Origin of the sequence: Micromonospora sp. NPDC005252 (genome assembly GCF_042872475.1) — a bacterium.
GTDB lineage: Bacteria > Actinomycetota > Actinomycetes > Mycobacteriales > Micromonosporaceae > Micromonospora.
In genome coordinates this window covers 224,117-250,803 of record NZ_JBIAKN010000007.1, presented here as the reverse complement: position 1 = coordinate 250,803, position 26,687 = coordinate 224,117, and the positions used below count along the sequence as shown (strand labels likewise).

The 26,687-nt window shown below is 73.7% G+C and carries 22 protein-coding genes and 1 tRNA gene; 14 read left to right on the top strand and 9 right to left on the bottom strand.

The window, feature by feature from the left end:
• Positions 1-70: 70 nt before the first annotated feature.
• The gene (locus tag ACFYPH_RS21455; RefSeq protein ID WP_387184075.1) at positions 71-1,378 is read right to left on the bottom strand and encodes an ABC transporter substrate-binding protein; all 1,308 of its coding nucleotides are present in this window, start codon (positions 1,376-1,378) and stop codon (positions 71-73) included.
• A gap of 265 nt (positions 1,379-1,643) precedes the next feature.
• A complete protein-coding gene (locus ACFYPH_RS21450) occupies positions 1,644-2,189 on the bottom strand; it encodes a plasmid pRiA4b ORF-3 family protein (RefSeq protein WP_355063917.1) in 546 nt (181 codons plus the stop codon).
• A gap of 150 nt (positions 2,190-2,339) precedes the next feature.
• Between ACFYPH_RS21450 and ACFYPH_RS21445 the strand changes: the two genes are divergently transcribed.
• The 10 genes from ACFYPH_RS21445 (at position 2,340) to ACFYPH_RS21400 (ending at position 14,029) form a co-directional block, all read left to right on the top strand.
• Positions 2,340-3,086, top strand: a complete 747-nt coding sequence (locus ACFYPH_RS21445) for a pyrimidine reductase family protein (RefSeq protein WP_387184072.1) — start codon at positions 2,340-2,342, stop codon at positions 3,084-3,086.
• 148 nt (positions 3,087-3,234) lie between these two features.
• Positions 3,235-4,995, top strand: coding sequence for an ATP-binding protein (locus ACFYPH_RS21440; protein ID WP_355063919.1), 1,761 nt, complete (start codon positions 3,235-3,237; stop codon positions 4,993-4,995).
• An 18-nt stretch (positions 4,996-5,013) separates the two neighbouring features.
• Positions 5,014-6,162, top strand: a complete 1,149-nt coding sequence (locus ACFYPH_RS21435) for an exonuclease SbcCD subunit D (protein ID WP_387184069.1) — start codon at positions 5,014-5,016, stop codon at positions 6,160-6,162.
• Entirely contained in the window at positions 6,162-8,636 is a 2,475-nt protein-coding gene (locus ACFYPH_RS21430; protein ID WP_355139211.1) for an SMC family ATPase, read from the top strand. Before ACFYPH_RS21435 ends, ACFYPH_RS21430 begins: the two co-directional genes overlap by 1 nt.
• Before the next feature lie 55 nt (positions 8,637-8,691).
• Positions 8,692-9,651: a hypothetical protein gene (locus ACFYPH_RS21425; protein WP_354863141.1), complete on the top strand. Its 960-nt coding sequence runs from the start codon at positions 8,692-8,694 to the stop codon at positions 9,649-9,651.
• Positions 9,652-9,667: 16 nt separating this feature from the next.
• On the top strand, positions 9,668-10,525 hold the full coding sequence (locus ACFYPH_RS21420; RefSeq protein ID WP_354863142.1) for a fused MFS/spermidine synthase: 858 nt from the start codon (positions 9,668-9,670) through the stop codon (positions 10,523-10,525).
• 136 nt (positions 10,526-10,661) lie between these two features.
• Positions 10,662-11,351, top strand: a complete 690-nt coding sequence (locus tag ACFYPH_RS21415) for a sigma-70 family RNA polymerase sigma factor (RefSeq protein ID WP_355063923.1) — start codon at positions 10,662-10,664, stop codon at positions 11,349-11,351.
• Positions 11,348-12,130 carry a zf-HC2 domain-containing protein gene (locus ACFYPH_RS21410; RefSeq protein WP_355063925.1) on the top strand — a complete coding sequence of 261 codons (783 nt, stop codon included), beginning with the start codon at positions 11,348-11,350 and terminating at the stop codon, positions 12,128-12,130. The genes ACFYPH_RS21415 and ACFYPH_RS21410 overlap by 4 nt, the downstream gene beginning before the upstream one ends.
• Positions 12,131-12,337: 207 nt before the next feature.
• Positions 12,338-12,988, top strand: coding sequence for a hypothetical protein (locus tag ACFYPH_RS21405; RefSeq protein ID WP_354863145.1), 651 nt, complete (start codon positions 12,338-12,340; stop codon positions 12,986-12,988).
• Between the two features lie 120 nt (positions 12,989-13,108).
• Positions 13,109-14,029: a DNA-3-methyladenine glycosylase 2 family protein gene (locus ACFYPH_RS21400; RefSeq protein ID WP_355139207.1), complete on the top strand. Its 921-nt coding sequence runs from the start codon at positions 13,109-13,111 to the stop codon at positions 14,027-14,029.
• A 10-nt stretch (positions 14,030-14,039) separates the two neighbouring features.
• Here ACFYPH_RS21400 and ACFYPH_RS21395 read toward each other — a convergent pair whose 3' ends face one another.
• Together ACFYPH_RS21395 and ACFYPH_RS21390 are read right to left on the bottom strand one after the other, a co-directional pair.
• On the bottom strand, positions 14,040-14,543 hold the full coding sequence (locus tag ACFYPH_RS21395) for a DUF1990 family protein (RefSeq protein WP_387184063.1): 504 nt from the start codon (positions 14,541-14,543) through the stop codon (positions 14,040-14,042).
• 300 nt (positions 14,544-14,843) lie between these two features.
• Positions 14,844-15,056, bottom strand: coding sequence for a hypothetical protein (locus ACFYPH_RS21390; RefSeq protein WP_387184060.1), 213 nt, complete (start codon positions 15,054-15,056; stop codon positions 14,844-14,846).
• A 135-nt stretch (positions 15,057-15,191) separates the two neighbouring features.
• Here ACFYPH_RS21390 and ACFYPH_RS21385 point away from each other — a divergent pair, with 135 nt between their 5' ends.
• The gene (locus ACFYPH_RS21385; RefSeq protein WP_355063931.1) at positions 15,192-16,307 is read left to right on the top strand and encodes an ATP-dependent DNA ligase; all 1,116 of its coding nucleotides are present in this window, start codon (positions 15,192-15,194) and stop codon (positions 16,305-16,307) included.
• Between the two features lie 27 nt (positions 16,308-16,334).
• Here ACFYPH_RS21385 and ACFYPH_RS21380 read toward each other — a convergent pair whose 3' ends face one another.
• Positions 16,335-16,562: a hypothetical protein gene (locus tag ACFYPH_RS21380; RefSeq protein WP_387184057.1), complete on the bottom strand. Its 228-nt coding sequence runs from the start codon at positions 16,560-16,562 to the stop codon at positions 16,335-16,337.
• Positions 16,563-17,157: 595 nt separating this feature from the next.
• Here ACFYPH_RS21380 and ACFYPH_RS21375 point away from each other — a divergent pair.
• The 3 genes from ACFYPH_RS21375 (at position 17,158) to ACFYPH_RS21365 (ending at position 18,411) form a co-directional block, all read left to right on the top strand.
• Positions 17,158-17,257: transfer RNA gene (locus ACFYPH_RS21375), tRNA-Ser, on the top strand.
• Between the two features lie 41 nt (positions 17,258-17,298).
• Positions 17,299-17,937, top strand: a complete 639-nt coding sequence (locus ACFYPH_RS21370; protein ID WP_387184054.1) for an alpha/beta hydrolase — start codon at positions 17,299-17,301, stop codon at positions 17,935-17,937.
• Between the two features lie 21 nt (positions 17,938-17,958).
• On the top strand, positions 17,959-18,411 hold the full coding sequence (locus ACFYPH_RS21365) for a GNAT family N-acetyltransferase (RefSeq protein WP_354858105.1): 453 nt from the start codon (positions 17,959-17,961) through the stop codon (positions 18,409-18,411).
• 586 nt (positions 18,412-18,997) lie between these two features.
• Here ACFYPH_RS21365 and ACFYPH_RS21360 read toward each other — a convergent pair.
• The 4 genes from ACFYPH_RS21360 to ACFYPH_RS21345 are packed head-to-tail and all read right to left on the bottom strand — an operon-like array spanning position 18,998 to position 26,631.
• Positions 18,998-19,723, bottom strand: coding sequence for an ABC transporter ATP-binding protein (locus tag ACFYPH_RS21360; protein ID WP_387184230.1), 726 nt, complete (start codon positions 19,721-19,723; stop codon positions 18,998-19,000).
• Between the two features lie 11 nt (positions 19,724-19,734).
• Positions 19,735-20,730 carry an ABC transporter ATP-binding protein gene (locus ACFYPH_RS21355; protein ID WP_354858107.1) on the bottom strand — a complete coding sequence of 332 codons (996 nt, stop codon included), beginning with the start codon at positions 20,728-20,730 and terminating at the stop codon, positions 19,735-19,737.
• A 1-nt stretch (position 20,731) separates the two neighbouring features.
• On the bottom strand, positions 20,732-23,437 hold the full coding sequence (locus ACFYPH_RS21350) for an FtsX-like permease family protein (RefSeq protein WP_387184051.1): 2,706 nt from the start codon (positions 23,435-23,437) through the stop codon (positions 20,732-20,734).
• Entirely contained in the window at positions 23,434-26,631 is a 3,198-nt protein-coding gene (locus tag ACFYPH_RS21345) for an ABC transporter permease (protein ID WP_354858112.1), read from the bottom strand. The genes ACFYPH_RS21350 and ACFYPH_RS21345 overlap by 4 nt, the downstream gene beginning before the upstream one ends.
• Positions 26,632-26,687 lie beyond the last annotated feature (56 nt).

Here is a 26,687-nt window from a genome sequence, read left to right as displayed (position 1 = left end):
CGGCAGGGCGTTCCGACGCGGGTTCACGGGTGGTGCCGCAGCGGCACCACCCGTGAGCGCGTCACAGCCGTTACTTGCCTGCTGCCTGGCCGTTCTTCACCGCGTCCTGCCAAGCGGCGTCGGCGGCCTTGCCCTGCTCGATGCTGCGCAGCGCGTTCTCGACCGCGTCCCGGACCGCCTGGTTCTTCGGGCCGAGGTAGACCGGCTTCAGCTCCTTCGCGCCGGCGGCGAAGATCTTGCCGATCGGTGCGCCGCTGAAGTACTCGTTGGTGGCGGCCAGCACGGCCGGGTCCTCAAGAGCCTGCGGCGACGAGGGCAGGTTGCCGACCTTCTTGAACGCCTCGGTCTGGCTCTTGGCGCTGGTCAGGAACTTGGCCAGCTCGGCGGCTTCCTTCTGGTGCTTGCTGGCCTTCGGCACGGCCAGCCAGGAACCGCCCCAGTTGCCGCCGTTGCCCGGCGCCTTGGCCACGTCCCACTTGCCGGCCGCCGCGTCACCGGCCTGACCCTTGATGACACCGGTCATCCACGCCGGGCAGCCGATGGTGGCGAAGCTGCCGTTCTTGAAACCGGCGTTCCACTCGTTGGAGAAGCTCCGCAGGTTGTTCGACAGACCCGCGCTGATCATCTTGGTGGTCTGCTGGAACGCGGACTGCACGTCCGGGTTCTCGCCGACGACGAGCTTGTTGCTCTTGTCGAAGTAGGTGTAGCCGCTGCCGGCGCCCGCCGTCTGCATCAGCACGATGTTGTAGAAGTTGGTGGCCGAGTCGACGAACTTGTGCTTCTTGTCGGCGGCGGCGAACTTCTGGCCCTGGGCGATGAACGCGTCCCACGTCGGCCAGAGGGCGCCGACCTGCTCGCGGTCGGTCGGCAGGCCGGCGGCCTTGAAGAGGTCGCTGCGGTAGCAGACGGCCATGCCACCGACGTCGGTGCCGAGACCGAGCACCTTGCCGTCCGGCGTGAGGCCACCCTCCCACTTCCAGGGCAGGAAGTTGCTCTTGAGGTCGTTGGCGCCGTGGTCGGCCAGGTTCACGAACTTGTCGGCCTGCGCGAAGAACTGCACGATCGTGCCCTCTTCGAGAGCGACGACGTCGCCGGCGCCCGCGCCGGCGGTGATCTGCTGCGTCAGCCGGGTGTTGTAGTCACCCAGGCCGAGACCCTTGCCGCGCTCCTGGATGGTGACGTTCGGGTGCTCAGTCTGGTACTGCTTGTAAAGATCTTCGTATCCGAAGCCCTGGTCGCCGAAGACGTCGACGACCAGGGTGACCTTGCCGCCGTCCGAATCGGACGACGAGTCGTCGCCGCAGGCGGTCGCCGAGGCGAGTACGGCGACGGACGCGAGCGCGATCGCCGCAAAGCGACGACGTGAGGTGACGCTCATCCTGACCCCTCTCAAGTGGTGAGGCTTGGTGTGTCGTGCGTGGTGGGGGGTGCTGCAGCGCCCCTGCCGCCGCCGGACCGGTGGTCGTGGACGATCTGGGGAGAGCTGTGAAGGAGACTTCCGCCACTCCCCGGGAGCGCTCCCATGAGATTGCCGGGGCGCTACCAGGGTGTCAATAGACCAATGGGAGCGTTCCCAGATCGTTACCGCCCTGTTTCAGACCGGCACCGCTAGTGACGGACGTCGACCCGTACGCCAGGCGGGGTCAGCAGAAGCGACGCAGCAGTGTGGTGGCGACGGTGGGGTCGAAGAACGTCGGATCGAAGCCCTCACCGACCCAGCCCCGCAGCACGGCCCGCTCCGGATGGGTCGGATCGGCCAGGGCCGCGAGCAGCGCCTGGTAGCCCGACGGCCCACCGATGCCCTCCGGGGGGCAGGCCCGCTGGCCGTCCAGGCAGACCGGGTACCGCTCGTCCTGATCGGCGGTCAGCGCGTCCTCGACGACGAGGTCGTGCTCCCACCAGTCACCGAAGTCGTACGTGTAGGAGAACCTGCTGCCCTTGCCGAGAACCGCGTCCAGCCGGACGTCCAGCTCGTCGTGCAGCGCCAGGCCTCCGTCCGGGTCCGGCTCGCCGTACGCCACCGCGTCGATCTCGAACGAGTGCAGGTGGCAGTCCCGCCAGCCCATCGCGTGCTGGGCGACCCGGTGCAGTCGGTCCAGCGTGTAGCCGGCCGGAACGAGCACCCGGCGCCACACCGGCGGACGTACGCCGGCGAGGGACATCTTCAACTGGAAGATCTGACGCGGCATGCTGTCCTGTCCTTGAGCGGCTTAGGCTGCGAGCATGATCTGCCGAGCGTGCCGGGCCCGGCGGCACGATGACTGCCCGGGCCGGAACTGGTGCGACTGCCAGCACCGTACCGCCGAACCGACCCCTCCGGTCACCGGTCGGGCCGGCGAATGACGGTCGGAATCCCGATCCGGCGACTCTGGCCCGAGCCGTCCACCCAGCCGCTCGACGACGCCACGCTTACCGCGCTCTACCAGCGCGCGGACCAGCCCCGGCTGCGGGTGAACTTCGTCGCCAGCCTGGACGGCGCGGTCAGTGTGGACGGCTACTCCGCCGGCCTGTCCGGCGAGCCGGACAAGCGGGTCTTCGGCCTGCTGCGGATGGTCTGCGACGCCCTGGTGGTGGCCGCCGGCACCCTGCGACACGAGGGTTACCGCGCGGTCCGACTCGACGATCCGCGACGCGCCTGGCGGCGGGCGAACGGGCTGGCCGCGTACCCGACGCTGGTGGTCGTGTCCGGCTCCCTCGACCTGGACCCGGCGCAGGCGGCCTTCGCCGACGCCCCGGTCCGGCCGATCGTGCTCACCCGCGCCGATGCCGACCCGCCGCCCGGCCTGACCGACGTCGCCGACCTGCTGCGCTGCGGGACCGACCGGGTCGACCTCGCCGCCAGCCTGGCCGAGCTGCACCGGCGCGGGCTGACCCAACTGCTCTGCGAGGGCGGCCCGCACCTGCTCGGCGCGCTCACCGCCGCCGACCTGGTGGACGAGCTGTGCCTCACCGTCGCGCCGCTGCTCGCCGGCCCCGGCGCGGGCCGGATCACCGCCGGCGACGCCAGCGCGCCCCGGCACCTGCCGCTGCGGCACGTGCTCGCCGCCGACGACGGCGTCCTCATGCTCCGCCACGCCCGCCCGTGACGAACCGTCGCCCGGTCACACACCGAGCGTCGCGAGTGTGACCGGGCATCGTGTCCTCCGCCGCGTCGCGTGGCGACCTGTCGTACTCCTCGGGCAGGATGCAGGGCATGTGCCCCGACCGCGTTGCCCGACCGACCCACCCCGCCCGATGAGCGACGCCGACCACGACGGCCTGGCCGGCCCGGGCCAGCCGGTCGGCCGGGTGCTCGGCACCGCCGACGCGACCCCGTTGCAGTTCTGGACGGCCGTGGCGCCCGGCAGTTACCTCCAGCTCGACGACGTGGTGGTCACCCGCCGCGAGCTGCCCGACCGCGAGCCGGTGACGATCGCCGGCGTGGTCACCCAGGTCCGGGCCCGGCACGAGGGCGCCCAGTTCGACTCCGACGTGTTCGCCATCGCCGACGGCACACTGCCGGCCCAGGTGCAGGAGGCGGCCGAGGTGACCACCACCCGGGTCGACCCGGAGTTCTACGTGCCGCCGACCCCGGGGGCGGTGGTGCACCGGGCCGAGGGCGACGCACGGGCTCGGGCGCTGCACTTCGACCGGATGGAGCGGCGCATCCCGATGGGCATGGGTCGCGACGGGGTGCCGGTCTACCTGAACGCCGACTTCCTCGACGGCAGCCGGGGCGCGCACGTCTCCATCTCGGGCATCTCCGGGGTGGCCACCAAGACGAGCTTCGCCACCTTCCTGCTCTACTCGGTCTTCCGCTCCGGCGTCCTGGGCGGCGACGCGGTCAACGCCAAGGCGCTGATCTTCAACGTCAAGGGCGAGGACCTGCTGTTCCTCGACCACCCCAACACGCGCCTCGACGAGCCGACCCGGGCGGCGTACGCGAAGCTGGGCCTGAGCGCCGGCGCCTTCCCGGACGTGCGGGTGTACGCCCCGCCCCGGGTCGGCGACGCGGCCGGCACCCCGGACGTGAGCAGCCGGCTCACCGGCGTGGACGCCTTCTACTGGACGCTGAGCGAGTTCTGTGCCGACCGCCTGCTGCCGTACGTCTTCGCCGACGCCGACGACGAGCGCCAGCAGTACACGATGGTCGTGCACTCGGTCACCGCGCACCTGGCCCGCTACGCCCAGCCCGCCGACGGTGGGGTGAGCATCGACGGGGTCCGGCTCGGCTCCTACGGCGACCTCGTCGACCACATCGTCGAGGCGCTCAACGACGACGAGACCCGCTCCGACTGGGCGGGCAGCGCGGTCGGCCTGGGCACCGTCAACGCGTTCGCCCGCCGGTTGATCGGCAGCAAGAAGGATCTCGCCCGGCTGATCCGTGGCGACCTGGCGACCCGTCGCCCGCACTCGATCAACACGAGCGAGTCGGCGCAGGTGACAGTGGTCGACCTGCACAACCTTCCGGACCGGGCCCAGCGCTTCGTCGTCGGCGTGACGCTCAAGAGCGAGTTCGAGCGCAAGGAGAAGTCCGGCACCGCCAAGCCGTTGCTGTTCGTCGTCCTCGACGAGCTCAACAAGTACGCGCCCCGGGAGGGCTCCTCCCCCATCAAGGAGGTGCTGCTCGACATCGCCGAGCGGGGGCGGTCGCTCGGGGTCATCCTGATCGGCGCCCAGCAGACGGCGAGCGAGGTGGAGCGGCGCATCGTCACCAACTCGGCGATCCGGGTGGTCGGCCGGCTCGATCCGGCCGAGGCGTCCCGCCCGGAGTACGGTTTCCTGCCGCCCGCGCAGCGTCAGCGGGCGTTGCTGGCCAAGCCGGGCACCATGTTCGTCAACCAGCCGGACATCCCGGTGCCGCTCTGCCTGGAGTTCCCGTTCCCGGCCTGGGCCACCCGGGTCTCCGAGGCGGGCCGGGCACCATCGGAGACGCTGCGCTCGATCACCCAGTCCGCCGACCCGTTCGCCGTGGTGGGCTCCGGCGGCGGCACCGACGACGACATCCCGTTCTAGGTAGGGGCCGGTGCAACTGTGAAGATCCTGCACACCTCCGACTGGCACGTGGGCAAGGTGCTCAAGGGGCAGTCCCGGGCCGAGGAGCACAAGGCCGTCCTCGCCGGGGTGATCGACATCGCCCGTGCCGAGAAGCCGGATCTGGTGATCGTCGCCGGTGACCTCTACGACACGGCCGCGCCGACGTCAGAGGCGACCCGGCTGGTCACCCGGGCGCTGACCGCGCTGCGTCGGACCGGCGCGGACGTGGTCGCGATCGGTGGCAACCACGACAACGGCCCAGCGCTGGACGCGCTGCGGCCGTGGGCCGAGGCCGCCGGCATCACGCTGCGCGGGGGCGTCCGCGAGAACCCGGCCGAACACGTGATCGACGGCACCACGGCCGGCGGGGAGCGGTGGCAGCTGGCCGCGCTGCCGTTTCTGTCCCAGCGGTACGCGATCCGCGCGCTGGAGATGTACGAGCTGACCGCCGCGGAGGCCAACCAGACGTACGCCGACCACCTGGGCCGTGTGCTGGGCCGCCTCACCGAGGGCTTCGCCGAGCCGGACCGGGTGCACCTGGTCACCGCGCACCTGACGGTGACCGGCGCGGCGGCCGGCGGCGGTGAGCGGGACGCGCACACGGTGCTCGGCTACGCGGTGCCGGCCACCGTCTTCCCCGCGACCGCGCACTACGTGGCGCTGGGCCACCTGCACCGGGCGCAGCGCGTCGAGGGCCCGTGCCCGGTGCGCTACAGCGGCAGCCCGCTCGCCGTCGACTTCGGCGAGCAGGAGAACGTGCCCTCGGTGACGGTGGTCGAGGTGACCGCCAGCACGGCCGCCCGGGTACGCGAGGTGCCGGTGACCGCCGCGAGCGCGCTGCGGACGGTGCGCGGCACCCTGGCCCAGCTCGCCGAGATCGAGGCGCCGGACGCGTGGCTGCGCGTGTTCGTCCGGGAGCAGCCCCGCGCCGGCCTGCGCGAGGAGATCCAGGAGCTGCTCCCCCGGGCGTTGGAGATCCGGATCGACCCGGAGCTGCTCGCCGCGCCGGGCAGCGGCGCGCGCATCGCGCAGCGGTCCGGGCGTTCGCCACGGGAGCTGTTCGCCGACTACCTGGACAGCCGGGGCCACGCCGACGAGGGCGTGCGGGAACTCTTCGACGAGCTCTTCGAGGAGGTCGAGCACTGATGCGGCCGATGCGGTTGGACATGGCCGGCTTCACGGTCTTCCGGGACGAGACGACAGTCGACTTCACCGACGCCGACTTCTTCGCGCTGATCGGCCCCACCGGCTCGGGCAAGTCCACCGTGCTGGACGCCATCTGCTTCGCGCTCTACGGCACGGTGCCCCGCTGGGGTGGCGCCCGCGGGCTGGCCAACGCGCTGGCGCCGTCGGCGACGGAGGCCCGGGTGCGGCTGGTCTTCGAGTCCGGCGGCGCCCGGTACGTGGCGACCCGGGTGGTGCGCCGGGACGGCCGGGGCAACGTGAAGACCGCGAACGCCGGACTGCAGGTGATGCCGGCCGGCTTCGACGTGACCAAACTCGACACCGGGTTGAGCCCGGACGACCTCGGCGAGGTGATCGCCGGGACGCCCGCCGAGATGGAACAGGCGGTGCTGGAGGCGGTCGGGCTGCCGTACGAGCAGTTCACCAGCTGTGTGGTGCTGCCGCAGGGTCAGTTCGCCGACTTCCTGCACGCCAAGCCGGCGACCCGGCAGCAGATCCTGGTCAACCTGCTCGGCCTCGGCGTCTACGAGGACGTGCAGAAGCGGGCGACGGCGCGCGCCGCGCAGGCGGAAGCCCGGCTGGACGCGGTCGATCAGGTGCTCGCCGGTCTGACGGGGGTGGACGACGAGGCGTTGGCCGAGGCCGACGCCCGGGTGGGCCGGATGGCCGAGCTGGCCGACGCGGTGACCGGGGCCATGCCGGAGCTGGCGGCGGCCCGGGCACGGGCGCGGGACGCGGCGGCTGCCCTGACCGCGCTCGACGACGAGCTGGGCGTGCTGTCCGGAGTGCGTGCCCCGCACGGGGTGGCCGAGGTGGCCCGCGCGGTGAGCGCGGCGCGGGCCGAGGCCGACGCCGCGGCCACGGCGGTGTCGCTGGCCGAGGAGCGGGAGGAGAAGCTGCGCGGTGAGCTGGCCGGCGCCGGTGACGAGAGCGCGCTGCGGTTGCTGCTGCGGGCGTACGACGATCGGGATCGGCTGACCGGCGAGGCCGACACGGTCCGCGCGGCGGTGCGCGCGGCGGACGAGGAGCACGCCACGGCTGTCGCGGCGCTGGCCGCCGCCCGCGCGGACGCCGAGCGGGCCGACGCCGAGTTGGAGGCGGCCTTCCGGGCGCACGAGGAGGCGAAGGCCACCGACCTGGCGGTCAGCCTGCGAGTGCACCTGCATCCCGGTGCGGCCTGCCCGGTGTGCGAGCACCCGGTGGCCGAGGTGCCGGCGGTTCCGGCCGACTCGGCGGTGGCCGCCGCGACGGCCGCCGGCAAGGCGGCGCGGGCCGCCACCAAGGCGGCGCAGGCGGTGGTGCAGCAGCGGGACGCGGCGGCGCGTGACCTGGAGCGGCTGCTGGTGCAGGCCCGCGCCCGGCAGGAGCAGGTGGACGCCCGGCTGGCCGAGCTGGACGGGCAGCTCACCGGAGCGGCCGAGCCGGGGGTGCTGCGCCGGGAGTTGGCCGAGCACGCCCGGCTGCGACGCGCCCTGGAGGAGGCGGCGACCGCCGTGCGGGCCGGCCGGGACAGCGCCCGACAGGCGCGCGCGGGTGTGGACGCGGCCGAGGAGCGCCTGCGGTCGGCGTGGCGGGGCTTCGACACGGCCCGCGACGCTCTGGCGCGGTTCGGTCCGCCGGCGGCTGATCGCGACGACGTGGCGGCCTCGTGGGCGGTGCTGACCGACTGGGCGGCGGCCGAGGCCGAGCGCCGCCGCGCCGACCGGGCCGGCCGGGCCACCGTCGTCGCCGACGCCGAGGCGGCGGCCGACGCGGTGCAGCGGCAGATCGCCGACCGCTTCGCCGCCGCCGACGTGCCCGTCGGCGAGGACCCGGTGCACGCCGCGACGGTGGCCGTGGAGCGGGCCGAGGCCGACCGGCGCCGGCTGGCCGAGCGCCGCGAGCAGGCCGGCACGTTGCGCGAGCAGCGGGCCGGGCACGAGCGCGAGGCGCAGGTGGCACGGGCCCTCGCGGGGCACCTGCGGGCCAACAACTTCGAGCGGTGGCTGCTGGCGGAGGCGTTGGACCTGCTGGTCGACGGCGCGTCGGGGATCCTGCGGGAGCTGTCCTCGGGCCAGTACGAGCTGGTGCACGACAAGGGCGAGTTCTTCGTGGTCGACCACCACGACGCGGGGCTGCGCCGGGGGGTGCGCACCCTCTCCGGTGGCGAGACGTTCCAGGCGTCGCTGGCGTTGGCGCTGGCGCTCTCCGAACAGCTGGCCGGCATGTCGACGACCGCGGCGAGTCTGGAGTCGATCGTCCTGGACGAGGGTTTCGGCACGCTGGACGCGGCCACGCTGGACACGGTGGCCGCGACCCTGGAGAACCTGGCCGCCCGGGGTGACCGGATGGTCGGCGTGGTCACCCATGTCGCGGCGCTGGCCGAGCGGATCCCGGTCCGCTTCGAGGTGCGCAAGGATGCCCGCTCGGCGCGCGTCGAACGGACGGGCCGGTGAGCGCGAGGAGTGCGGCGCAGCGGAGCCCCGCAGTCGCGAACGGAAGGTCGGCCGGGTGAGCGACGCCGCGTTCTTCGTCGACTCGTGGGATCCGGCGTACGGTGCGTCGTTCGAGGCGTCCGCGTCCGGGCCGGCGACGCCGAGCAGCGCGCAGGTCGACGCCGACGTGGAGCTGCCGGCCGTCGACTGGCGGGCGATCGGGGTACGCGCGGACGTGCGGGCCCCCGACGTGGTGTTGCTTGTCGACGGGGTCCGCCGGATCGACGCGAGCATCTGGACGGCCGAGGCGGACGGCGGGTCCTTCCCGGGGCTGGCGGCGTCGTACGCGGCCGGGGTGGTCCGCTGCGACCTCGGTCGGGGCGCGGCCCAGTTGGCTGGCACGCGGGTGGGCCGGGGCCTGTTCACGGCGAGCCCGTCGGCGCAGGACGTGGTGGCGGGCGCCATCCGCTACCCGGTGCACCGGGTGGGCGGCACCGGCGAGCTGGCGAAGCTGCCGGCGGCCGTGCAGGGTCCGTTGACCGCGCTGGAGGTGGCGGTGTCCGACGCCGCCCGGGTCGACGGCGACCTGTTGGTGGTGGACGGCCCGTTGCGCAGTCGCCGCCAGTTGCCGCGCACGCTCGGCTACATCAAGACCCAGCACAGCCAGTACCTGGACGCCCGGCTGACGGCTGTGGTGACCGGTCTGGCGTCCGGTCAGCGGTCACCGGTGTTCCGGCTCGGCACGGCCTGGGGCGGGTGGTCGTGGTATCTGCGGCTGCCGGTGGCCGTGGGTGCGCCGTGGGCCGGGATCGTCCGGGTGGAGTGCTCCGCCGACCTGCCCGTCGAGGCGGCGATCGACCTGGCCGACCTGTCGCTGGTCACGCTGCCCCGGTTCGCGTCGACTCCGTACAAGGATCCGCGGGCGCCGCAGAACCTCATCCCGATCGCCGGTCTGGAGCGCCGCCTGCGGGCGTTGCTCGGCGATTCCCGTCTGCTGCACCGCGCGTTGACCACCGCGGCGCGCGTCGGCCGCTGAGCGGGAGCGGGTCGCGGTGGGACGCAAACGAGCGGATGACCGGGTGGTCGAGCAGGTGGACACCGGGCGGGCCGAACTGGTGCCGTCGCCGGACCGGGCCGGTTCGTGGACGCTGCTGTTGGACGGGGCGCCGCAGTCGCACGTCGACCTGACCGATCCCACGCATCTGGAGTTCGAGTACGTCCGGCGGCTGGCCGCCGCACTGGACCTGGTCGCGCCGCCCGGCGAGCCGCTGCGGGTGCTGCACCTCGGCGGTGGCGCGCTGACCCTGCCCCGCTACGTGTCGGCCACCCGGCCCGGGTCCACCCAGCGGGTGTCCGAGGTGGACGGCGCTCTGGTGGAGCTGGTGCGCCGCGCGTTGCCCTGGCCGGCGGACGCCCGGCTGCGGGTTCGTGTGCAGGACGCGCGGGCGGTGCTGGCCTCGACGCGGGACGCCAGTTACGACGTGGTGGTCGCCGACGTCTTCGCCGGTGCCCGCACGCCGGCGCACCTCACGTCGGTGGAGTACGCCGCCGAGGTGGCGCGGGTGCTCCGCCCGGCGGGCTGGTTGCTGGCGAACCTGGCCGACGGCCCGCCGCTACGGTACGCCCGTGGCCAGGTCGCCACGGTGCGCTCGGTGCTGCCCCAGGCGTGCCTGGTCGGTGACGCGGCGGTGCTGCGCGGTCGCCGGTACGGCAATCTGGTGCTGGTCGCCGGGCGGACGACTCCCCCGGTCCCCGCGTTGACCCGGCGGGCGGCCGGGGACTGGTTCCCCGGCCGGGTGGTGGCCGGCGACGAGTTGGACCGCTTCGTCGGTGGCGCGGCGGTGGTGCGGGACGCGGACGCCACCGGCTCGGATCCGCCGCCGCCGGGGTTGTTCTCCGTCCGCCGCTGACTGGTCGATCCGAGCCCGCCGACCTCTCCGTCGAACTTTTTTCGCGGTTTGTTGATCCGCTCGGGGCGGCGCTGCGTACCACCGGGCGGCCCGCCTTGTGGGGGCGGCGTTGGTCACGGACATCCCGGAGGTCTGCATGCATGCGGTGGCGGCCGGTTGGCATGGCGACGCGGTTCGCGCGGACTGGTTGTCCGCGCGGTCGTCGCGGCCGACCTCGTCTGCCCGGGGGGTCGACGCCCGAGCCATGTCTCGCCAAAATGGTCCGGTGACGCCCCAACCGGCGCCCGGGCGCCACCAGGCGACGACAACCGAGGCCAGCCACTCCGACCAGTTGATCCGGCTGCTCTACGCCGAGCACGCCGGCCCGTTGCTGATGTTCGTCATGCGGCTCACCGGGGGGGACCGGCAGCGCGCGGAGGACATCGTGCAGGAGACGCTGCTGCGGGCCTGGCGTAACGCGCACCGCCTCGGTGCGCAGGGGCAGGGTTCGCTGCGGCCGTGGCTGGTCACGGTGGCCCGTCGGATCGCCATCGACGAGCACCGCAGCCAGGAGGCCCGGCCGCCGGAGACGTACGACCGGGACCTGACCGCGTTCGCCGAGGCGGACAGCACCGACCGGGTGCTGCGCACGATGACGGTGGCGGACGCGCTGCGTACGCTGAGTCAGTCGCATCGGGAGATCCTGATCGCGACGTACTTCCGGGGGCGGACGGTGCCGGAGGCTGCCGAGGAGTTGGGGCTTCCGCTGGGCACCGCCAAGTCGCGGGTCTACTACGCGCTGCGCGCGCTGCGCACGGCTCTGCAGGAGCGGGGGGTGACAGAATGAGCCGGCCAGACCATATGGACGTCGCCGCGTACGCGCTCGGCGTGCTCGACGAGCAGGACACTGAGCGGTTCGAGGAGCATCTCGCCGCGTGCTGGGCGTGCGCGGCCGAGCTGGAGACGATGGTGCCGGTGGTGGGGCTGCTCTCCGGCATCGACGGCGAGACGATGATGGCACTGGAGCAGACCGCCACCGATCCGGCGCTGCTGGACCGGACGTTGGTAGCGGTCCGGGCCGACCGACGGCGTACCCGGTTTCGTCAGCTGCTCGCGACCGCCGCGGCGGTGGTGGTCTTCGGCGGGTTGACGGGTTACGGCTTCGTGAGTGTGGCCGGGGACGAGGCGCCGGGGCTTCTCGCGGAGCCGACGACGAGCGCCGCCGCCAACGACCCGCCGACGAGCGCGCCGACCGCGCCGCCGAGCGGCCCGGGCGTCGGCGGCACCGAGGAGGAGGGCGACCAGGTCGACGCCACGGACCCGACGACGGGCGTGCAGACGACGATGTTCCTGGTCGAGCGGGAGTACGGCACCCGCATCAACTTCAGCCTGCGGAAACTGCCCGGCCCACGCATCTGCCGGTTGATGGTGGTGCGCACGAACGGCACCACCGAGGTGATTTCGACGTGGTCGGTGCCCGATGGCGGTTACGGCACGAACAATCGCCCGCAGGGTCTTGAGCTGAGCGCCTCGACGTCCGCGTTGGCGAGTGACATCAAGCAGCTCCAGGTGCAGTCGGTCGACCGCAACGGGGTGGCCAGTCCGCTGGTCACGGTGCCCATGTAAGGGTCGCGTACCATCCTCGACGCCGGTCATTGTCTCAATGGCCGGCGTCGATCTGTTGTGTGACCGAAGGTGCCGTGTGGAGGGCCATACGGATGGACGCTCGATTTGGTTCAATCCATTCGCGTGAAATTGACCACTGTTACTTCTTCAACCTTGACAGCCTGCCCGCCGTACCTATGGGTGAACTGCCAAGAATGAGGAGGGCACGTGGCACAGATGAAGCGGACCGTCATCGTCGCGAGCGCGATGGTCGCACTAACGGCCTGCGCTCCCGCGGGTTACGACGGGGCGAACTCGAGCGCGGCCGAGCCGGTCGCCGTCGCCGCGGCCGAGCCCACCGCGTCGGCTGAACCCGAGGCGTCGGCATCCGCGGAGGCGCCGGTCGCCGACGCGCCGCCGCCCGCGGACGTCGACCTGACCGAGCAGTTGATCGGCAAGAAGATCGCCCGGATGGGCAACGTCGTGACCGACCAGGACGGCTGGGTCCTGTACCGGTTCGACAAGGACACCGCCGACCCGCCCGCGTCGAACTGCGTCGACAAGTGCGCGCAGGTGTGGCCGCCGGCGTTGACCGACGGCAACCCGCAGCTCACCGGCCTCTCCGACGACAAGGTCGGCAGCGTCACCCGACAGGACGGCACCCGACAGCTCACCATCGGCGGCTGGCCGGTGTACCGCTACATCGGCGACAAGAAGCCCGGCCAGTGGAAGGGCCAGGCCGTCGGCGGCACCTGGTTCGTGGTCGACCAGAACGGCAAGAAGAACCTGACCTGCCTGCCCACCTCGACGCCGAAGGCCGTCGCGCCGCCGGCGGACAGCGGGTCGAGCGACGCCGGCGGTTCGGGTTACTCGTACTGATCCCGATACGCCAGGGCACGGTGGCCGGTCGCAGCCGGGGAGGGCGCGACCGGCCACCGCCGTGCCCGCGGGCGGCTGGTCGACGACCGGCGCCGTACCGCGACCTGGCAGAGTAGCGGGGTGACCGAGACCGAGCCTGCCGCGACGAGGGTGCTGCACCCGCCCGTCGGCTACCGGCTGGCCGCGTCGGTCCGCGGCCTGACCTTCAGCCCGTACGACCCGTGCGCGCGCGTCGCCGCCGGCACGTTCTGGTGGGCTACCCGCACCCCGGACGGGCCGGCCACCCTCGCGCTGCGGCCGGCGGGCGGTGAGCTGCTCGCCGAGGGCTACGGACCGGGCGCCGAGCACGTGGTGGCCCGCGCCGACAAGATCGCCGGGCTGCACGACGACCTGACCGGCTTCGCCGAGTTGGCGGCGGCGCACCCGCTCGTCGCCCGGCTGGCCCGGGAGCACCGGGGGCTGCGGATGCCCACCACCGGGCAGGTCTTCCCCCGGCTGCTGCGCGCGGTCTTCGAGCAGAAGGTCACCGGCAAGGAGGCGTACCGGGCGTACGCGGCGACCGTGCGGCACTTCCGGGAGCCGGCACCCGGCCCGCTGCAACCGCTGCTGCTGCCGCCCGAGGCCGCCGCGGTGGCCGCCACCCCGTACTGGGTGTTCCACCCGTTCGGCGTGGAGCAGCGCCGGGCCGACACGCTGCGGCGCGCCGCCGCGCTCGCCGATCGGCTGGAGCGCTGCGTGGACGCCACCGAGGCCACCCGGCGGCTGACCGCCATCGCGGGCATCGGCCCGTGGACCGCCGCCGAGGTGGTCCGGATCGCCTACGGTGACCCGGACGCGGTCAGCGTCGGCGACTACCACATCCCGAACACGGTGGCCTGGGCGCTCGCCGGCGAACCGAGGGGTGACGACGCTCGGATGCTGGCCCTGCTGGAGCCGTTCAGGGGGCATCGGGGTCGGGTGTGTCTGCTGCTGGAGGCCGCCGGCATCCAGGCGCCGAAGTACGGCCCGCGCGCCCCGATTCGCTCGTTCGCCCGCTTTTGAGGCCGCCGGGTCAGCGGCCGGCGCAGAGCCGGCGCAGAGTGCGACCGAGCCACCAGGCGTACGCGTGCTGCACCGCCCGGACGGCCGGGCCGGCCGCGCGGGTGAACCAACGGTCCGGGAGGCTGAACGCGCGTACCTCGAACCAGACCGCGCCACTGTCGTCCTGGCCGACCACGAACGCCTCCTCGCCCCGCTCCGGGTGACCGGGGAGGGTGCCGTAGCCGAAGCCGGCGAGCGTGGGCGACTCGTCGCTCCAGACCACCCGGCAGGGCCCCCACACGCGGGCCGACCCGACCCCGAGACCGGCCGTGACCAGCACACCCTCGGTAGCTCGTGCCGCGTCGGTGCGCATCCGGACCCCGGCGGCGCGGTGCAGCCGCCAGCTCAGCACCGCCTCGGCCGCGGTCTCGAAACAGCCGGTCGACAACGGGGTCCGGTGGCGCAGGTGGTGGTATCCGCCGGGCAGCGCGCCATGCCGGGTCCGTCCCACCTCCGGGTACGTCAGCTCGGCCACTCGGCTGGGTCAGGCGGGCGGTGGCGCCGACCGCGAGGGGCCCTGGACTCACCCCGCTCGGCCCGACTCACCGAGGCCGTCCACTCTGGCCACCGCGCCACGTCGACAAGCAACGCCCAGACCCGCTCGGCGTCCGCGCCGACCTCCGTGTCCGCCTCGAACCGCATCGCGTCCCCTTCCCGGCGGCGCCGGCCGGCGCCGCCACGCCCTGCCGACGACGCTGCCCGGCGGATCGTGACGGCGGCATCCGCCGGCCGGTCCGATCGTCGATCGGGCCGTGGGTCCGCCAGCCGCGCGGGATCAGGCGGCTTCGCGCAGGTCCGCCAGGCTCAATGGGGTACGCCGACGCAGCAGCTCCTCCAGCTCCGTCACCGAGCCGACCTCGCCGAGCACGTCGCGGCCACCGCCGAACCGCTGCGGGTAACGGCGGGTCAGCCGGTAGCGGTAGCGGCCCCGGATCAGCTCCACGCTCACCCGCCACCGCCCGCAGCAGTCACAGACCCACTCGGACACTCCGCGAAACTAGCTCTGACCTGCGGTTATCTGATTCACCCAGGCAGGACGAGCGGCGCGCGGGCGGACACGCCACCGCCGCACCCATGGTGATCTGCCTCACGACTGTCGGCCCCGTCTGATTGACTGGTCGCCGTGGACCTGCCGATCAACCCGCCCGTCGAGCCGATGCTGGCCAAGAGCGTCCCGAGGCTGCCCACCACCCCCGGGGTCACCTACGAGCCCAAGTGGGACGGGTTCCGGTGCATCGTGTTCCGTGACGGCGACGAGGTTGAGCTGGCCAGCCGGGGCGGTAAGTCGATGACCCGCTACTTCCCCGAGGTGGTCGAGCAGGCCCGCCGTCAGCTGCCCGAGCGGTGCGCCGTCGACGGCGAGCTGATCGTGATCCGGCGGGACGGGCCGTCCGGCCAGCCCCGGCTGGATTTCGAGCTGCTGGCCCAGCGCATCCACCCGGCGGCGTCGCGGGTGAAGCTGCTCGCCGAGACCACTCCCGCCGACTTCGTCGCCTTCGACCTGTTGGCGATCGGTGACGAGGCGCTGCTCGACCAGCCGTACCCGCGCCGCCGGGAGCGTCTGGTCCAGGCGCTGGCCGGGGTGCGCCCGCCGGTGCACGTCACCCAGGTCACGACCGATCCGGAGACCGCACGCCGCTGGTTCGACGTCTTCGAGGGCGCCGGGCTGGACGGGCTGATCGTCAAGCCGGCCGACCTGCCGTACGAGCCGGGCAAGCGGTTGATGTTCAAGGTCAAGCACGCCCGTACGGCCGACGCGGTGGTGGCCGGCTTCCGCTGGCACAAGTCCGGCCCGGTGGTGGGTTCGCTGCTGCTCGGCCTCTACGACGACGCGGGCGTCCTGCACCACGTCGGGGTGAGCGCGTCGTTCAGCATGGCCCGCCGCGCCGAGTTGCTCGACGAGCTGGCCCCATACCGGGACACCGGCGGCGAGCACCCGTGGGTGCACGGCGATCACGAGCGTGGCCAGCGCATTCCGGGTGGGGTGAGCAGGTGGACCGGCACCAAGAACCTGGAGTGGGAGCCGCTGCGCCCGGAGCTGGTGGTCGAGGTGGGTTACGACGCGATGGAGGGCGAGAGGTTCCGGCACACCGCCCAGTTCGTCCGCTGGCGGCCGGACCGCGACCCCCGCTCCTGCCGCTACGACCAGCTCGACCGCCCGATCCGCTTCGACGTGGACCAGGTGCTGCGCGGCGATCCGGCGGTCACCCTCGATCGGGCCGCCACCGGTCCGGCGTAGCCTGGCCGTCGACCCGACCCCGGAGGATCACGTGAGCTGCACCGCCGACCAGCCTCGGATGGCGACCAGTCGCCGGGTCCGTCGCAGCCTCGTCGCCTTCGCCGTGGCGGCGCTGCTCACCGCCGGCTGCACGCTGCCGGCGTTCGCGCCGCGCACCGACGTGGAGGGTGCGGCGGCGCCGGCCGGCTCGTCGGCGACCTGGCGGGCCTGCCCGGAGGCTGCCGAAGACCTGGTCGGGCGGGGCGCTCCGGACATGCGCTACGAATGTGCCCGGATCACGGTTCCCCGGGACTGGGGCACCGGCGGCGGGGCGACCGCCGGGCCGGGCGTCGGCCAGACCTTCGAGATCGCCCTGCTGCGGGCCCGGTCCACCAAACAGCGGGACCGGATCGGCTCACTGGTGGTCAACCCCGGCGGCCCGGGCGGCTCCGGTGTGGACACCGCCGTCTACCTCTCCTTCGGCCCCCAGTTCGGTGGGCTGCCCGCCTCGGTCACCGAACGCTTCGACATCGTCGGCTTCGACCCGCGCGGTGTCTCCCGGTCGAGTCCGGTGAAGTGCATCTCCGACGCCGACCTGGACGCCAGCTTCGGCTACGACCCGGATCCGGCGAGCCAGGCGGCGTTCGACGGCTTCGCCGGGTTGAGCCAGCGCATCGGGCGCGGCTGCGGGGACCGCTACGGCGACCAGTTGCCGCTGTACGGCAGCGAGCAGGCCGCTCGGGACATGGACGCGGTCCGCGCCGCGGTCGGCGACGACAAGCTCACCTACCTGGGTTACTCCTACGGCACGCTGCTCGGCGCCATCTACGCCCAGCTCTACCCGCAGCGGGTGCGCGCGCTGGTGCTCGACGGCGCCGTCGATCCGCAGCAGCGGCTGATCGCCGGCTCGGAGAGCCAGGCCCGCGGGTTCGAACGGGCCTTCGACAACTTCACCCGCTGGTGCGCCGCCAACGCCGCGCGCTGCCCGATCGCCCCGGACGCCCGCGCCGCCGTGACCTCTGCCATCGACAAGGCCAAGGTCTCCCCGCTTCGCGGCGACGACGGGCGGGAGGCCACGGCGGGCTGGGTCTTCTACGCGGTCATCTCCTCGCTCTACACCGAGGCCGGCTGGCAGGAGTTGGCCCGGGCCATCGACCGGCTGGCCGAGGGCGACCCGAAGGACGTGTTCCGCCTCGCCGACTCGTACGCCGGCCGGGAAGGCGACGGGCACTACTCCAACCTGTTCGACGCCAACCTCGCCATCAACTGCGCCGACGAGACCGAGAAGCCGAGCCGGGAGCAGATCCGCCAGTTGCAGTCGCAGTGGCGGACGAAGTACCCGCTGTTCGGTCCGGCGCTCGCGGTCGGCATGTTGAGCTGCGTCGAGTGGCCGGGTGGTCGGGACCCGTACCCGACCGGGCGGGCCAACGGCGCACCACCGATCGTGGTGGTCGGCACGACCGGCGACCCCGCCACGCCGTACGAGCAGACCGGCCGCCTCGCCTCGATGTTGGGCGTCGGCCGGGTGCTCACCTGGGAGGGCGAGGGGCACACCGCGTACCCGCAGACCTCCTGCATCACCAGGGCCGTCGACGCGTACCTGCTCGACCTGACCGTGCCCCGGGAGGGCCTGCGCTGCCCGGCCAAGTGACGCTGTGCCAGGCTGACCGGCATGACCGACATGATCTTCCGAGAGGCGGTACGGGCCGACCTGCCCGCCGTCATCTCCCTGCTCGCCGATGACGTCCTGGGCAAGACCCGCGACTTCACCGAGGTCGATGAGGCGTACGAGCGTGCGTTCGCCGACATCAGCGCCGACCCGCGCAACCAGCTGATCGTCGCCGAGCAGGGCGGCGAGCTGGTCGGCTGCCTCCAGATCACCTACATCCCGGGGCTCGGCCGGCACGGCGCCGAGCGGTCCCTGATCGAGGCGGTCCGGGTCCGCTCGGACCGGCGCGGTCAGGGACTCGGCCGGGAGTTGATGACCTGGGCCATCGACCAGGCCCGGCACCGAGGCTGCGCCCTGGTGCAGCTCACCACGGACAAGTCCCGCGCGGACGCGCACCGCTTCTACCTGGGGCTCGGCTTCGTGGCCAGCCACGAGGGCATGAAGCTCCCGCTCTGACGCCGCCGAGGGCGTCGGCCCGCCAACGTCGCCAGCCCGCCAACGTCGCCAGCACCGTTGGTGGCGCCGGCGCTGTAGCGCCTCAGGGTCCCCAGGTTGCCCCTCCGGCCCTGTAGAGCTGCCCCAGATCTGGGGCAGCGAACAACGGCGGTGGCGGCGGGAAGGCCACGCCCGCACGAGTACCACCCAACACACGGCCCGCATGCCCACCCCAGCACGCCCAGCACAAGTCCCGCACACCCCCGCCCAGCATGCTCAGCACAAGTCCAGACGCCGTCGCCCTGCACGAGGCCACACGCCCCGCCCAGCACACCCAGCACAAGGCCGCACGCCTACCGCGCGGCCCATATCTGGGGCAGCTCTACAGGATGCGAACAGACCACAGCCGGTCCCCTCTGATCGAGCCCGCGCGGCCCGCGGCACGCAGCCTGTGGTCCGCCGGCCGCCGACCGCCGACCGCGCACCACCGACCACCGATCACGGGCCACGGACCACGGACCACGGGCCACGGACCACGGGCCACGAACGACGGACCACGACCCCGGAGCACCGACCACCGGCCACCGACCACGGCCGGGGGCAGCGGTCAGCCGTCGACCAGGCGGCCGTCGCGCAGGACGAGCACCCGGTCGGCGAGGTCGATCAGGGCCGGGTCGTGGGTGGCCACCAGGGCCGTCATGCCACGGGCGTGCACCACCGCGCGCAGCAGGTCCATGATGGAGCGGCCGGTCTCCGAGTCCAGCTGTCCGGTGGGTTCGTCGGCGATGAGCAGGTCCGGCTCGTTGGCGAGCGCGCGGGCGACCGCCACGCGCTGCTGCTGACCGCCGGACAACTCGTACGGGCGCTGCGCCGCGTGCCCGCCCAGGCCCACCAGCTCCAGCAGCACCGCCACGCGCTGCTCCCGCTCGGCGGCCGGCACCTGTGCCAGTCGCAACGGCACACCCACGTTCTCGGCGGCGGAGAGGATCGGCACCAACCCGAAGGTCTGGAAGACGAAACCGACGGTGCCTCGGCGCAGCCGCAGCAGCTCGGCCTCCCCGGCCGAGGTCACCTCGTGCCCGGCCACCACCACCTGGCCGCTGTCCGGCCGGTCCAGCCCGCCGATGATGTTCAGCAACGTGGTCTTGCCGGCGCCGGAGCGACCCCGGATGGCGACCAGCTCACCACGGTTGGCGCTGAACGAGACGTCCCGTACCGCCTGCACGGCGTGCTCACCGCGGCCGAAGGTCCGGCTCACGCCGCTGACCCGCACCACCTCGTCCGCAGGCGTTCCGGAGCCACCGCTGAACCCGGCCGCTCCGGCCACCACCATGTCCTGAGGGCTCACGCCCGTGCCTCCCGCTCGTCCGAGGCCCGGTCACCGGGCCGTACCTGCACGTGGTCGGGCTCCAGATCGAGCCGGACCCGCTCTTTCAGCGACAGCGCGTCGACGAACGCGGCCGGCAACTGCATCCGGCCGTTGCGGTCCAGCACCGCGTACTCCTCGCTGACCAGTTCGGTGTTGCCGTCCGCGCCGACGCGCGCGGTCCGGCGTACCTCGGAGGCGGTTCGGCCGTCGCGGATCGCGACGGTCCGGCGGACCTGGGTGGCCACGGCGTGGTCGTGGGTGACGACGACGATGGTCACGCCCAGTTCGGCGTTGATCGTGCGCAGCGCCGCGAAGACCTCCGCGCCGGTGGCCTCGTCCAGTTCACCGGTCGGCTCGTCGGCGAAGAGCACCTCCGGGTCGTTGGCCACCGCCACCGCCACCGCGCACCGCTGCTGCTCGCCGCCGCTGAGCTGACCCGGCCGACGGTCCGCGCAGTAGCCCACGCCGACCATGTCGAGCAGCTCCCGGGCCCGTTCCCGGCGGGCCTTTCCGCCCCGCTTGCCCGCCAACTGCATCGGCAACTCGACATTTTCCAGCGCGGTCAGGTACGGCAGCAGGTTGCGGCCGGTCTGCTGCCAGACGAAACCGACCAGCTCCCGCCGGTAGCTCAGCCGCCGCTTGGCCGACAACGAGAGCAGGTCGTAGTCGGCAACCCGGGCGATGCCGGCGGTCGGCGTGTCCAGACCGGAGAGGATGTTGAGCAGGGTCGACTTGCCCGAGCCGGACGCGCCGACGATCGCCACCAGCTCACCCCGGTCGATGACCAGGTCCAGACCCTGCAGGGCGACGACCTCCACCCCCTCGGTCTTGAAGATGCGCACCAGACCGTCGCAGACGATGTGTCCGCGCAGTCGGTCCTGCCCGCCGGCCCGCTCGGCAGCGCGTTGCGCGGCCCTCTGCTGCAGGGCGGCCAGGTCGGGCACCAGTGGAGTCTGTGCGGTAACGGTCATCTCAGCTCTCCTCTCCGAGCCGGAGCACCTCACCGAGGCGCAGCCGGCGGTTGTTCAGGGCCTCGACGGCGACCGCGAAGCCGAGGGCGACCGCCCCGAGTGCGAACACCGCGACGACCAGGCCGGGTTCGAACGCCACCCGAACCGGCATTCCGCCGGTGAACGCGGACAGGCCGAGCACCGGATTGAGCACCAGCGGGAGCACCGCGCCGACCAGCGCGCCGGTCAGCACCGACACCCCGACGAGCGGGGCCAGCTCGACCAGCAGCAGCCCTCGCCACTGTCGGCGGGACAGGCCGAGGGTGCGCAGCCGGGACAGCACCTGCCCCCGGGCCCGCGCGCCGGCCAGCACGGTGAACGCGATGGCCAGCAGTCCGAGCACGGTGCCGCCGGCGGCGCCGGCCACGAACCCGAAGGCCAGCACGCCGTTCGCGCCACCGTCACCGAGGTCCCGTCGTACGCCCGCCCGGGTGTCGACGGTGACCCGGAGCGGCCGTTGCCGGCCGGTCACCGCACCCTGCTGCTGGTACCGCAACTGGCCCTGGTCACCGGCCTGGCGCAGCGCCGCCACGTCGAGCCGGTCCCCGGCGACGAGCAGGCTGGTCGGCACCGGCGTGGTGTTCCGCGGCGGCAGCGCCTGCCAGGGCAGGATGACGAACCGGCTGGTGCTCGCCGCCAACACCGGGAAGCTGTCCTGCGCGCCGGCCACCCGGAACTCGTACCGCTGCCCCTGCACCGACACGAACGCCGAGCCCTGCAGGCCCGTCCGCGACAGGTCGGCGGCCACGGCCGGGGACACGATCGCGGGCAGCGGCCCCGGTTCGGCCCGGGCGGAGCGCAACGCGTCCGGCACCGTCACGTCCACCTCTGCGTCGCCGGCCACCCTGGCCAGTCCGGGACCGTCGACCAGCAGCACCGTGGTCTGCCCGACCCGCGCGTCGGTGCCGACCTCGTCGGTCGCCAGCCGCTGGTCCGGCTCGATCAGCACCGGGGTGGCGGCCTGGACGCCGGGCAGACCGGCCAGTGCCTCGACCGTGTCCGGGGCGAAACGTTCCCCCCGGATCACCGCGTCGGCGGGAACGATCCGCTCCACGGCCCGGTCGCGGCTGGCGTCGACGCCGGCGGCGACGACCGCGCAGAACGCCGCGGTGCCGATCGCCAGCACCACGACGACCAGCGGCGCGGCGACGGCGGATCGCCCGGCCCGCGCGGTGCCGAGGAATGTCACGCTGCCGCGCGTCCGCGCGGCCAGCCGGCTGACCAACCGCAACGGCCAGGGGTACGCGCGCAGCGCGAGCACCGCCGCGGCGACCGCGAGCAGCACCGGCACGGACACCAGCAGCGGGTCCACCTCGCCGAGGGTGAGCCCGCGTCGGCGCAGCAGCACTGCGGCGAGCCCGGCCAGCAGTAGCAGGAAGACCTCGACGGTGAGCCGGCGCGCCGACGGGCGCACCCGGACCAGGTCCCGGCGAGCGACACCGCCGCCCTGCACCGCCAGCGTCGCCAGCGGCAGCGCCAGGGTGACCAGCACGGTCGCCGCCGCGGCGTACCGGGCGGTCGGATCCGGAGCGCCGGGGAACAGGGTGCCGAGCAACCAGCCGACCAGGGCGGCGACCGGCACCACCAGCAGTGACTCGGCCAGACTGCGCCGGGCGCCGGCGGTGGCGGCGCCACCACGGGCACGGATCAACGCGAACTCCGAGCGGCGCCGGCGGGTGGCCAGGATGGCCGCGAGCACGATCAGCCCGGCCAGGGTGGCCAGCACGCCGGCGCCGATGACGGCGAGCAGGGTACGGGCGGCGTTCACCTGGGCGGCGAACGCCCGCAGCGGAACGTCGACGCCGATGGTCAACGTGAAGCCCGCCGGAACGTTGCGCTGCATCTCCTGCAGGCCGCCGATCATCTGGTCCAGACCGCGTGCGTCGATCCGGTCGACGCCCAGTCGGTACCGCCACTCGGACTGGATCGGCCAGCCCTCCGCGGCGCGCTTGTTCATGGCGGACTGAGCGATCACGCCCGTGATGGTGAACGGCTCTCCGTCGCCGACCGGTTCGATGACCCGCAGCAGCTGCGGCAGTCCGTCCCAGATCCCGTCCGCGCGGTCGATGGGCCGGAACAACCCGGACACCACCACAGGTTTCGGGTCGACGAAGGTGCCCGCGAGGTCGACGGTGCCGATGCGCAGCCGGCTGCCGGCGCGCAGGTTGAGCTTGTGGGCCACGTCGACGTCCAGCGCCACCTCGATCGGCCGGTCCGGGACGTAGGTCTCACTCGGCCAGGCGCCCTCGACGAGGGCGCCGGCGTCCTGAACCCCGGGCATGGCCCGCAGGCCCAGGTCGACAAGCAGGTTGCGGGCCGCGAGATCCGGCCCGACCAGGCGGGTCGGCGGGAGGTCCAACCGGTGCCACCGCTCGGTGACCGCCGAGCGCACCTGCGGCGGCATCGCCGCGGCCAGGGCGTCGAATCGCTCCTGCGCTTCCGCCATTGCCGTCTTCGTCGTGGGAACGGCGGAGTTCGACGTGTACGAAAGGTCCCGGCGGGCGGCCGGCTCGCTGGTGAGCTGCGCCCGCAACCCCTGTTCCGCGAGCCGGTTGACGAGTCGGGGCACTCCGCTGACCAGCAGAGTGACCACCAGGGTCAGCACCGCCAGAAGCAGGAACTGCCCGCCGTACGCCCGGACCCGGCGGGCGGCCGCGCCGACGCTCATCGTTCTCCCCCGATTCGCAGCTGCACCGCTGCCACCCGCTGACGGATGCCGGCGGCGATGAACGCGCTGAAGGCGAGCGCCGCCAGCAGCAGGCCGACCGCGGTCAGGCCGATGGGCACCCAGGGCAGCGCGAAGGCCGCCGGGGGCACCGGCCGGCCGGCGGCCGGGGTGAGGATGACCAGCGGAGCCATGGTGGCCCCGACCGCGGCGCCGAGCAGCAGCCCGACCCCGACGCCGATGCCGGCCAGGAAGGTCTGCTCGGCCAGCAACGCCCGGGCCAGCAGCCGCGGTGTCGCGCCGAGAGTGTGCAGCACCGCGAACTCGCCGAGCCGGCGCCGGGCGGTGGCCCACACGTCGACCATGAGACCGACCAGGGCGAGCAGCACCGCCCCGAGCGCGGCGGCGAGCATCCCCGTCCGCGACCCGCGCCAGTACGGGTCGTCGGCGGCGGCCTCGATCACGGCACGCCGGTCGAGGACGGTGACGCCGGCCAGCTCACCGCTGGCGCGGGCCGCAGCCGCCGGGTCGTCGGCGCCGATCCACCACTCCGGCACCGGCCGGATGGTTCCGCCGGAGCGGATCAGCGCGTCGACCGCCGTGGGCAGGTCGAGCAGCACGCCCTCGCCGGTGGTGGTCGGCACGGAGTCCAGTTCGCCGAGCAGTCGGGCCGGCACGGACGCGCCGGAGAGGGTCAGGTCGAACGTGTCGCCGGTGTGCAGGCCCAACGCGTCACGTACTCCGGCGGTCATCAGCACCGGGACGGGTGCGATCTGCCCGGCGGGCACGATGGCGAACCGGGTGGGCGGTTGGTAGGCGAACTGTCCGCCGGGGATCACCTCCACCGGGAAGCTCGCGGCGATCCCCGTCGCGGTGGCCTGCGCCGCGGCGGGCGCCTGGTTGTCCGCCTGGCGGCCGGTCGTCGTGCTCCAGTCCCCGGTCAACTCGGCGGGTCGCGTCGTGCCGTCCGCCCCGACGAGCGTCAGCCCGTCCACCTGGAGCCGGTACGAGTTCCCGGCCGCCGCCCCGCCGTCGGCCTCGAAGCCGGCGAGGCGCAGCCGCGCCGGGCCCACGTCGGGCAACCGCACGGTGAACGGCGCGGCCCGTCCGTCGCTGGTGGCGCTGACCGCCGGCAGCCGGAAGGCCAGCCCGTCGGTGCTGGTGACCAGCAGCGCCACCGCGATCTGCTGTGGCCGGACGGCCTGGTCGACGGGGGTGCGAGCCGTGCCGGTGATCGCACGGGTGCCGACGGGCAGTTCGACGCCGGCGGGGGCGCCGCGCGCGGCGACCATCCGTTGGTACTGCGTCGACACCGGCTCGTCGCTGAGCCGGTCGGCGAGCCGGACGACGCCTGTCGCGCTGGCCGGGTCGAACCCGATCACGGTGACGGGCAGGTCCGCACGGCCGATGCGTACCTCGTCGCGCCACGCCGGCACCGCCCGGTGCACGCCCGGCAGCGCGGCGAGCTGACCGGCCCGAGCCGGCGGGGCGGAGCCGGCCCGCTCGGTCACCCGCAGGTCGGCGCCGACCGTGTGGCCGGCCTGCTCGACCTGGGACCGCTCCCCCGTGCTGATCAGTGACCAGGCCAGGGTGCTCCCGCCGACGGCGAGGGCGAGCAGCAGCACGGGCCCGGCGTGCGGACGCCGGCCGGCCTGCCACATGCCGAACATGGTGGCCGTCCACGGCCGCCGGTCGACGAACCGCTCGGCGAACCGGGTCAGCGGCGGGAGCACCCGCAGCGCCAGCACGGCCCCGGCCAGCACACCGAGGGTCGGGGCGGCCACCAGCAGCGGGTCGAGCCCGAGACGGCCGTTCGAGCCGGCCAGCGGTGAGGCGTACCGGCGCAGTTGCACCCAGGCGAGCACGGCGAGTGCGACCAGCACCAGGTCGACGCTGGCCCGCTGGATGCTCGCCGACCGGTTTGGTCGGGACCGGGCGGCCATGTCGGCCACGTACGTGCCGGCCCCCCGCAGCGTCGGCGCGACCATGGCCACCAGGCATCCGGCGGCGGTCGCCGCGGCAGCCGCCCAGACCAGGGTGGTGTTGCCGCCGGCGGCGGACAGTTCCGCCGCCCCGCCGGGCCGGACGAACCGCAGCGCCTCCCCGGCGATCACCGGCCCGAGCAGGGCGGCCGGCGCCACCACGAGGGTCGCCTCCCGGGCGGCCAGGCCCGCCAGTTGCCTCCGGGCGGCGCCCCGGGCGCGCAGCAGCGCGGTCTGTGGACGGCGGTCCTCGTGCAGCAGGGCGGCGACCAGCACCAGCGCGTACCCGCCGAGCACCAGGATGAGCAGCAGCGGGGTGGCCAGTGCGGAGCGTCCCACCAGGTCGGCGCGGCCGATCCGGTCGAGCAGTTGGTCCATCTTCGTCAGGGACTGCGCCGAGCTGCCGAGTTGGGCGGCCTCCGGCACCGCCGTCGAGGCCGCGTTCACGGCAGCCCGCACCGCGGGCAGGTCACCGGCGTCGACGCCGCCGAGGTCCGGTTCGGCCAGCCAGGACGCCGTCACCGAGCCCGGGAAGGCGGTCGCGAAGTCGGCCGGGTCCAGCGCGAACGGCCCGTACGAGGTGGCCGACCCGGCGCTGCCCGCACCCACACCGGGGGCCAGCAGCCAGTACACCTCGGTCGGGTCGCGGGGCCGCCAGGTGCCGGCGAGCACCACCTCGCTGGCCTTCTCGGTGGAGCGGTCCCGCAGCGGGATCCGCTCGCCGGTGGTCAAGCCGAGTGTCGTGGCGACCCGTTCCGGCAGGCTCACCTGGAGGGGTTTCGCTCCGGGACGCGGCCACGCTCCGCTGGTCAGCTCGGCGTGCGCGGCCAGGTCGTCGAGGGTGGCCAGGTTCGCGAAGATCGGCTCGTCGCCCGTACGCGGCACCGAGCCGAGGTCGCCGGTCAACTCCCGGCCGGTGCCGTACCGGGCCCCGGCGACGGTGACCGGGACCCCGGCGAGCCCGTCGGCGAACTCGGCCCGTGCCGCCTGGTCGCGGGTGGCTAACTCGGCGGCGTCACGCCCGCCGGCGCCGCTGATCAACAGGCCGCGCTCCTCGGCCGGCGACGCGGCGACCAGCGCCCGCTGCCCGGCGTCCACCGCCCGGCGGTTGTAGTCGGACAGGCCGGTGACCAACGCTACGGCCACCAGGGCGGCGATCACCGCGGCAACCAGCAGACCCCGCGCCTCGCGGGCCCGCCTCCACACCAGCTTCATCCGACGCCTCCCCTGGCCCTGGTGGGCCGACGACCTTCAAAACAGGTCACCCACGG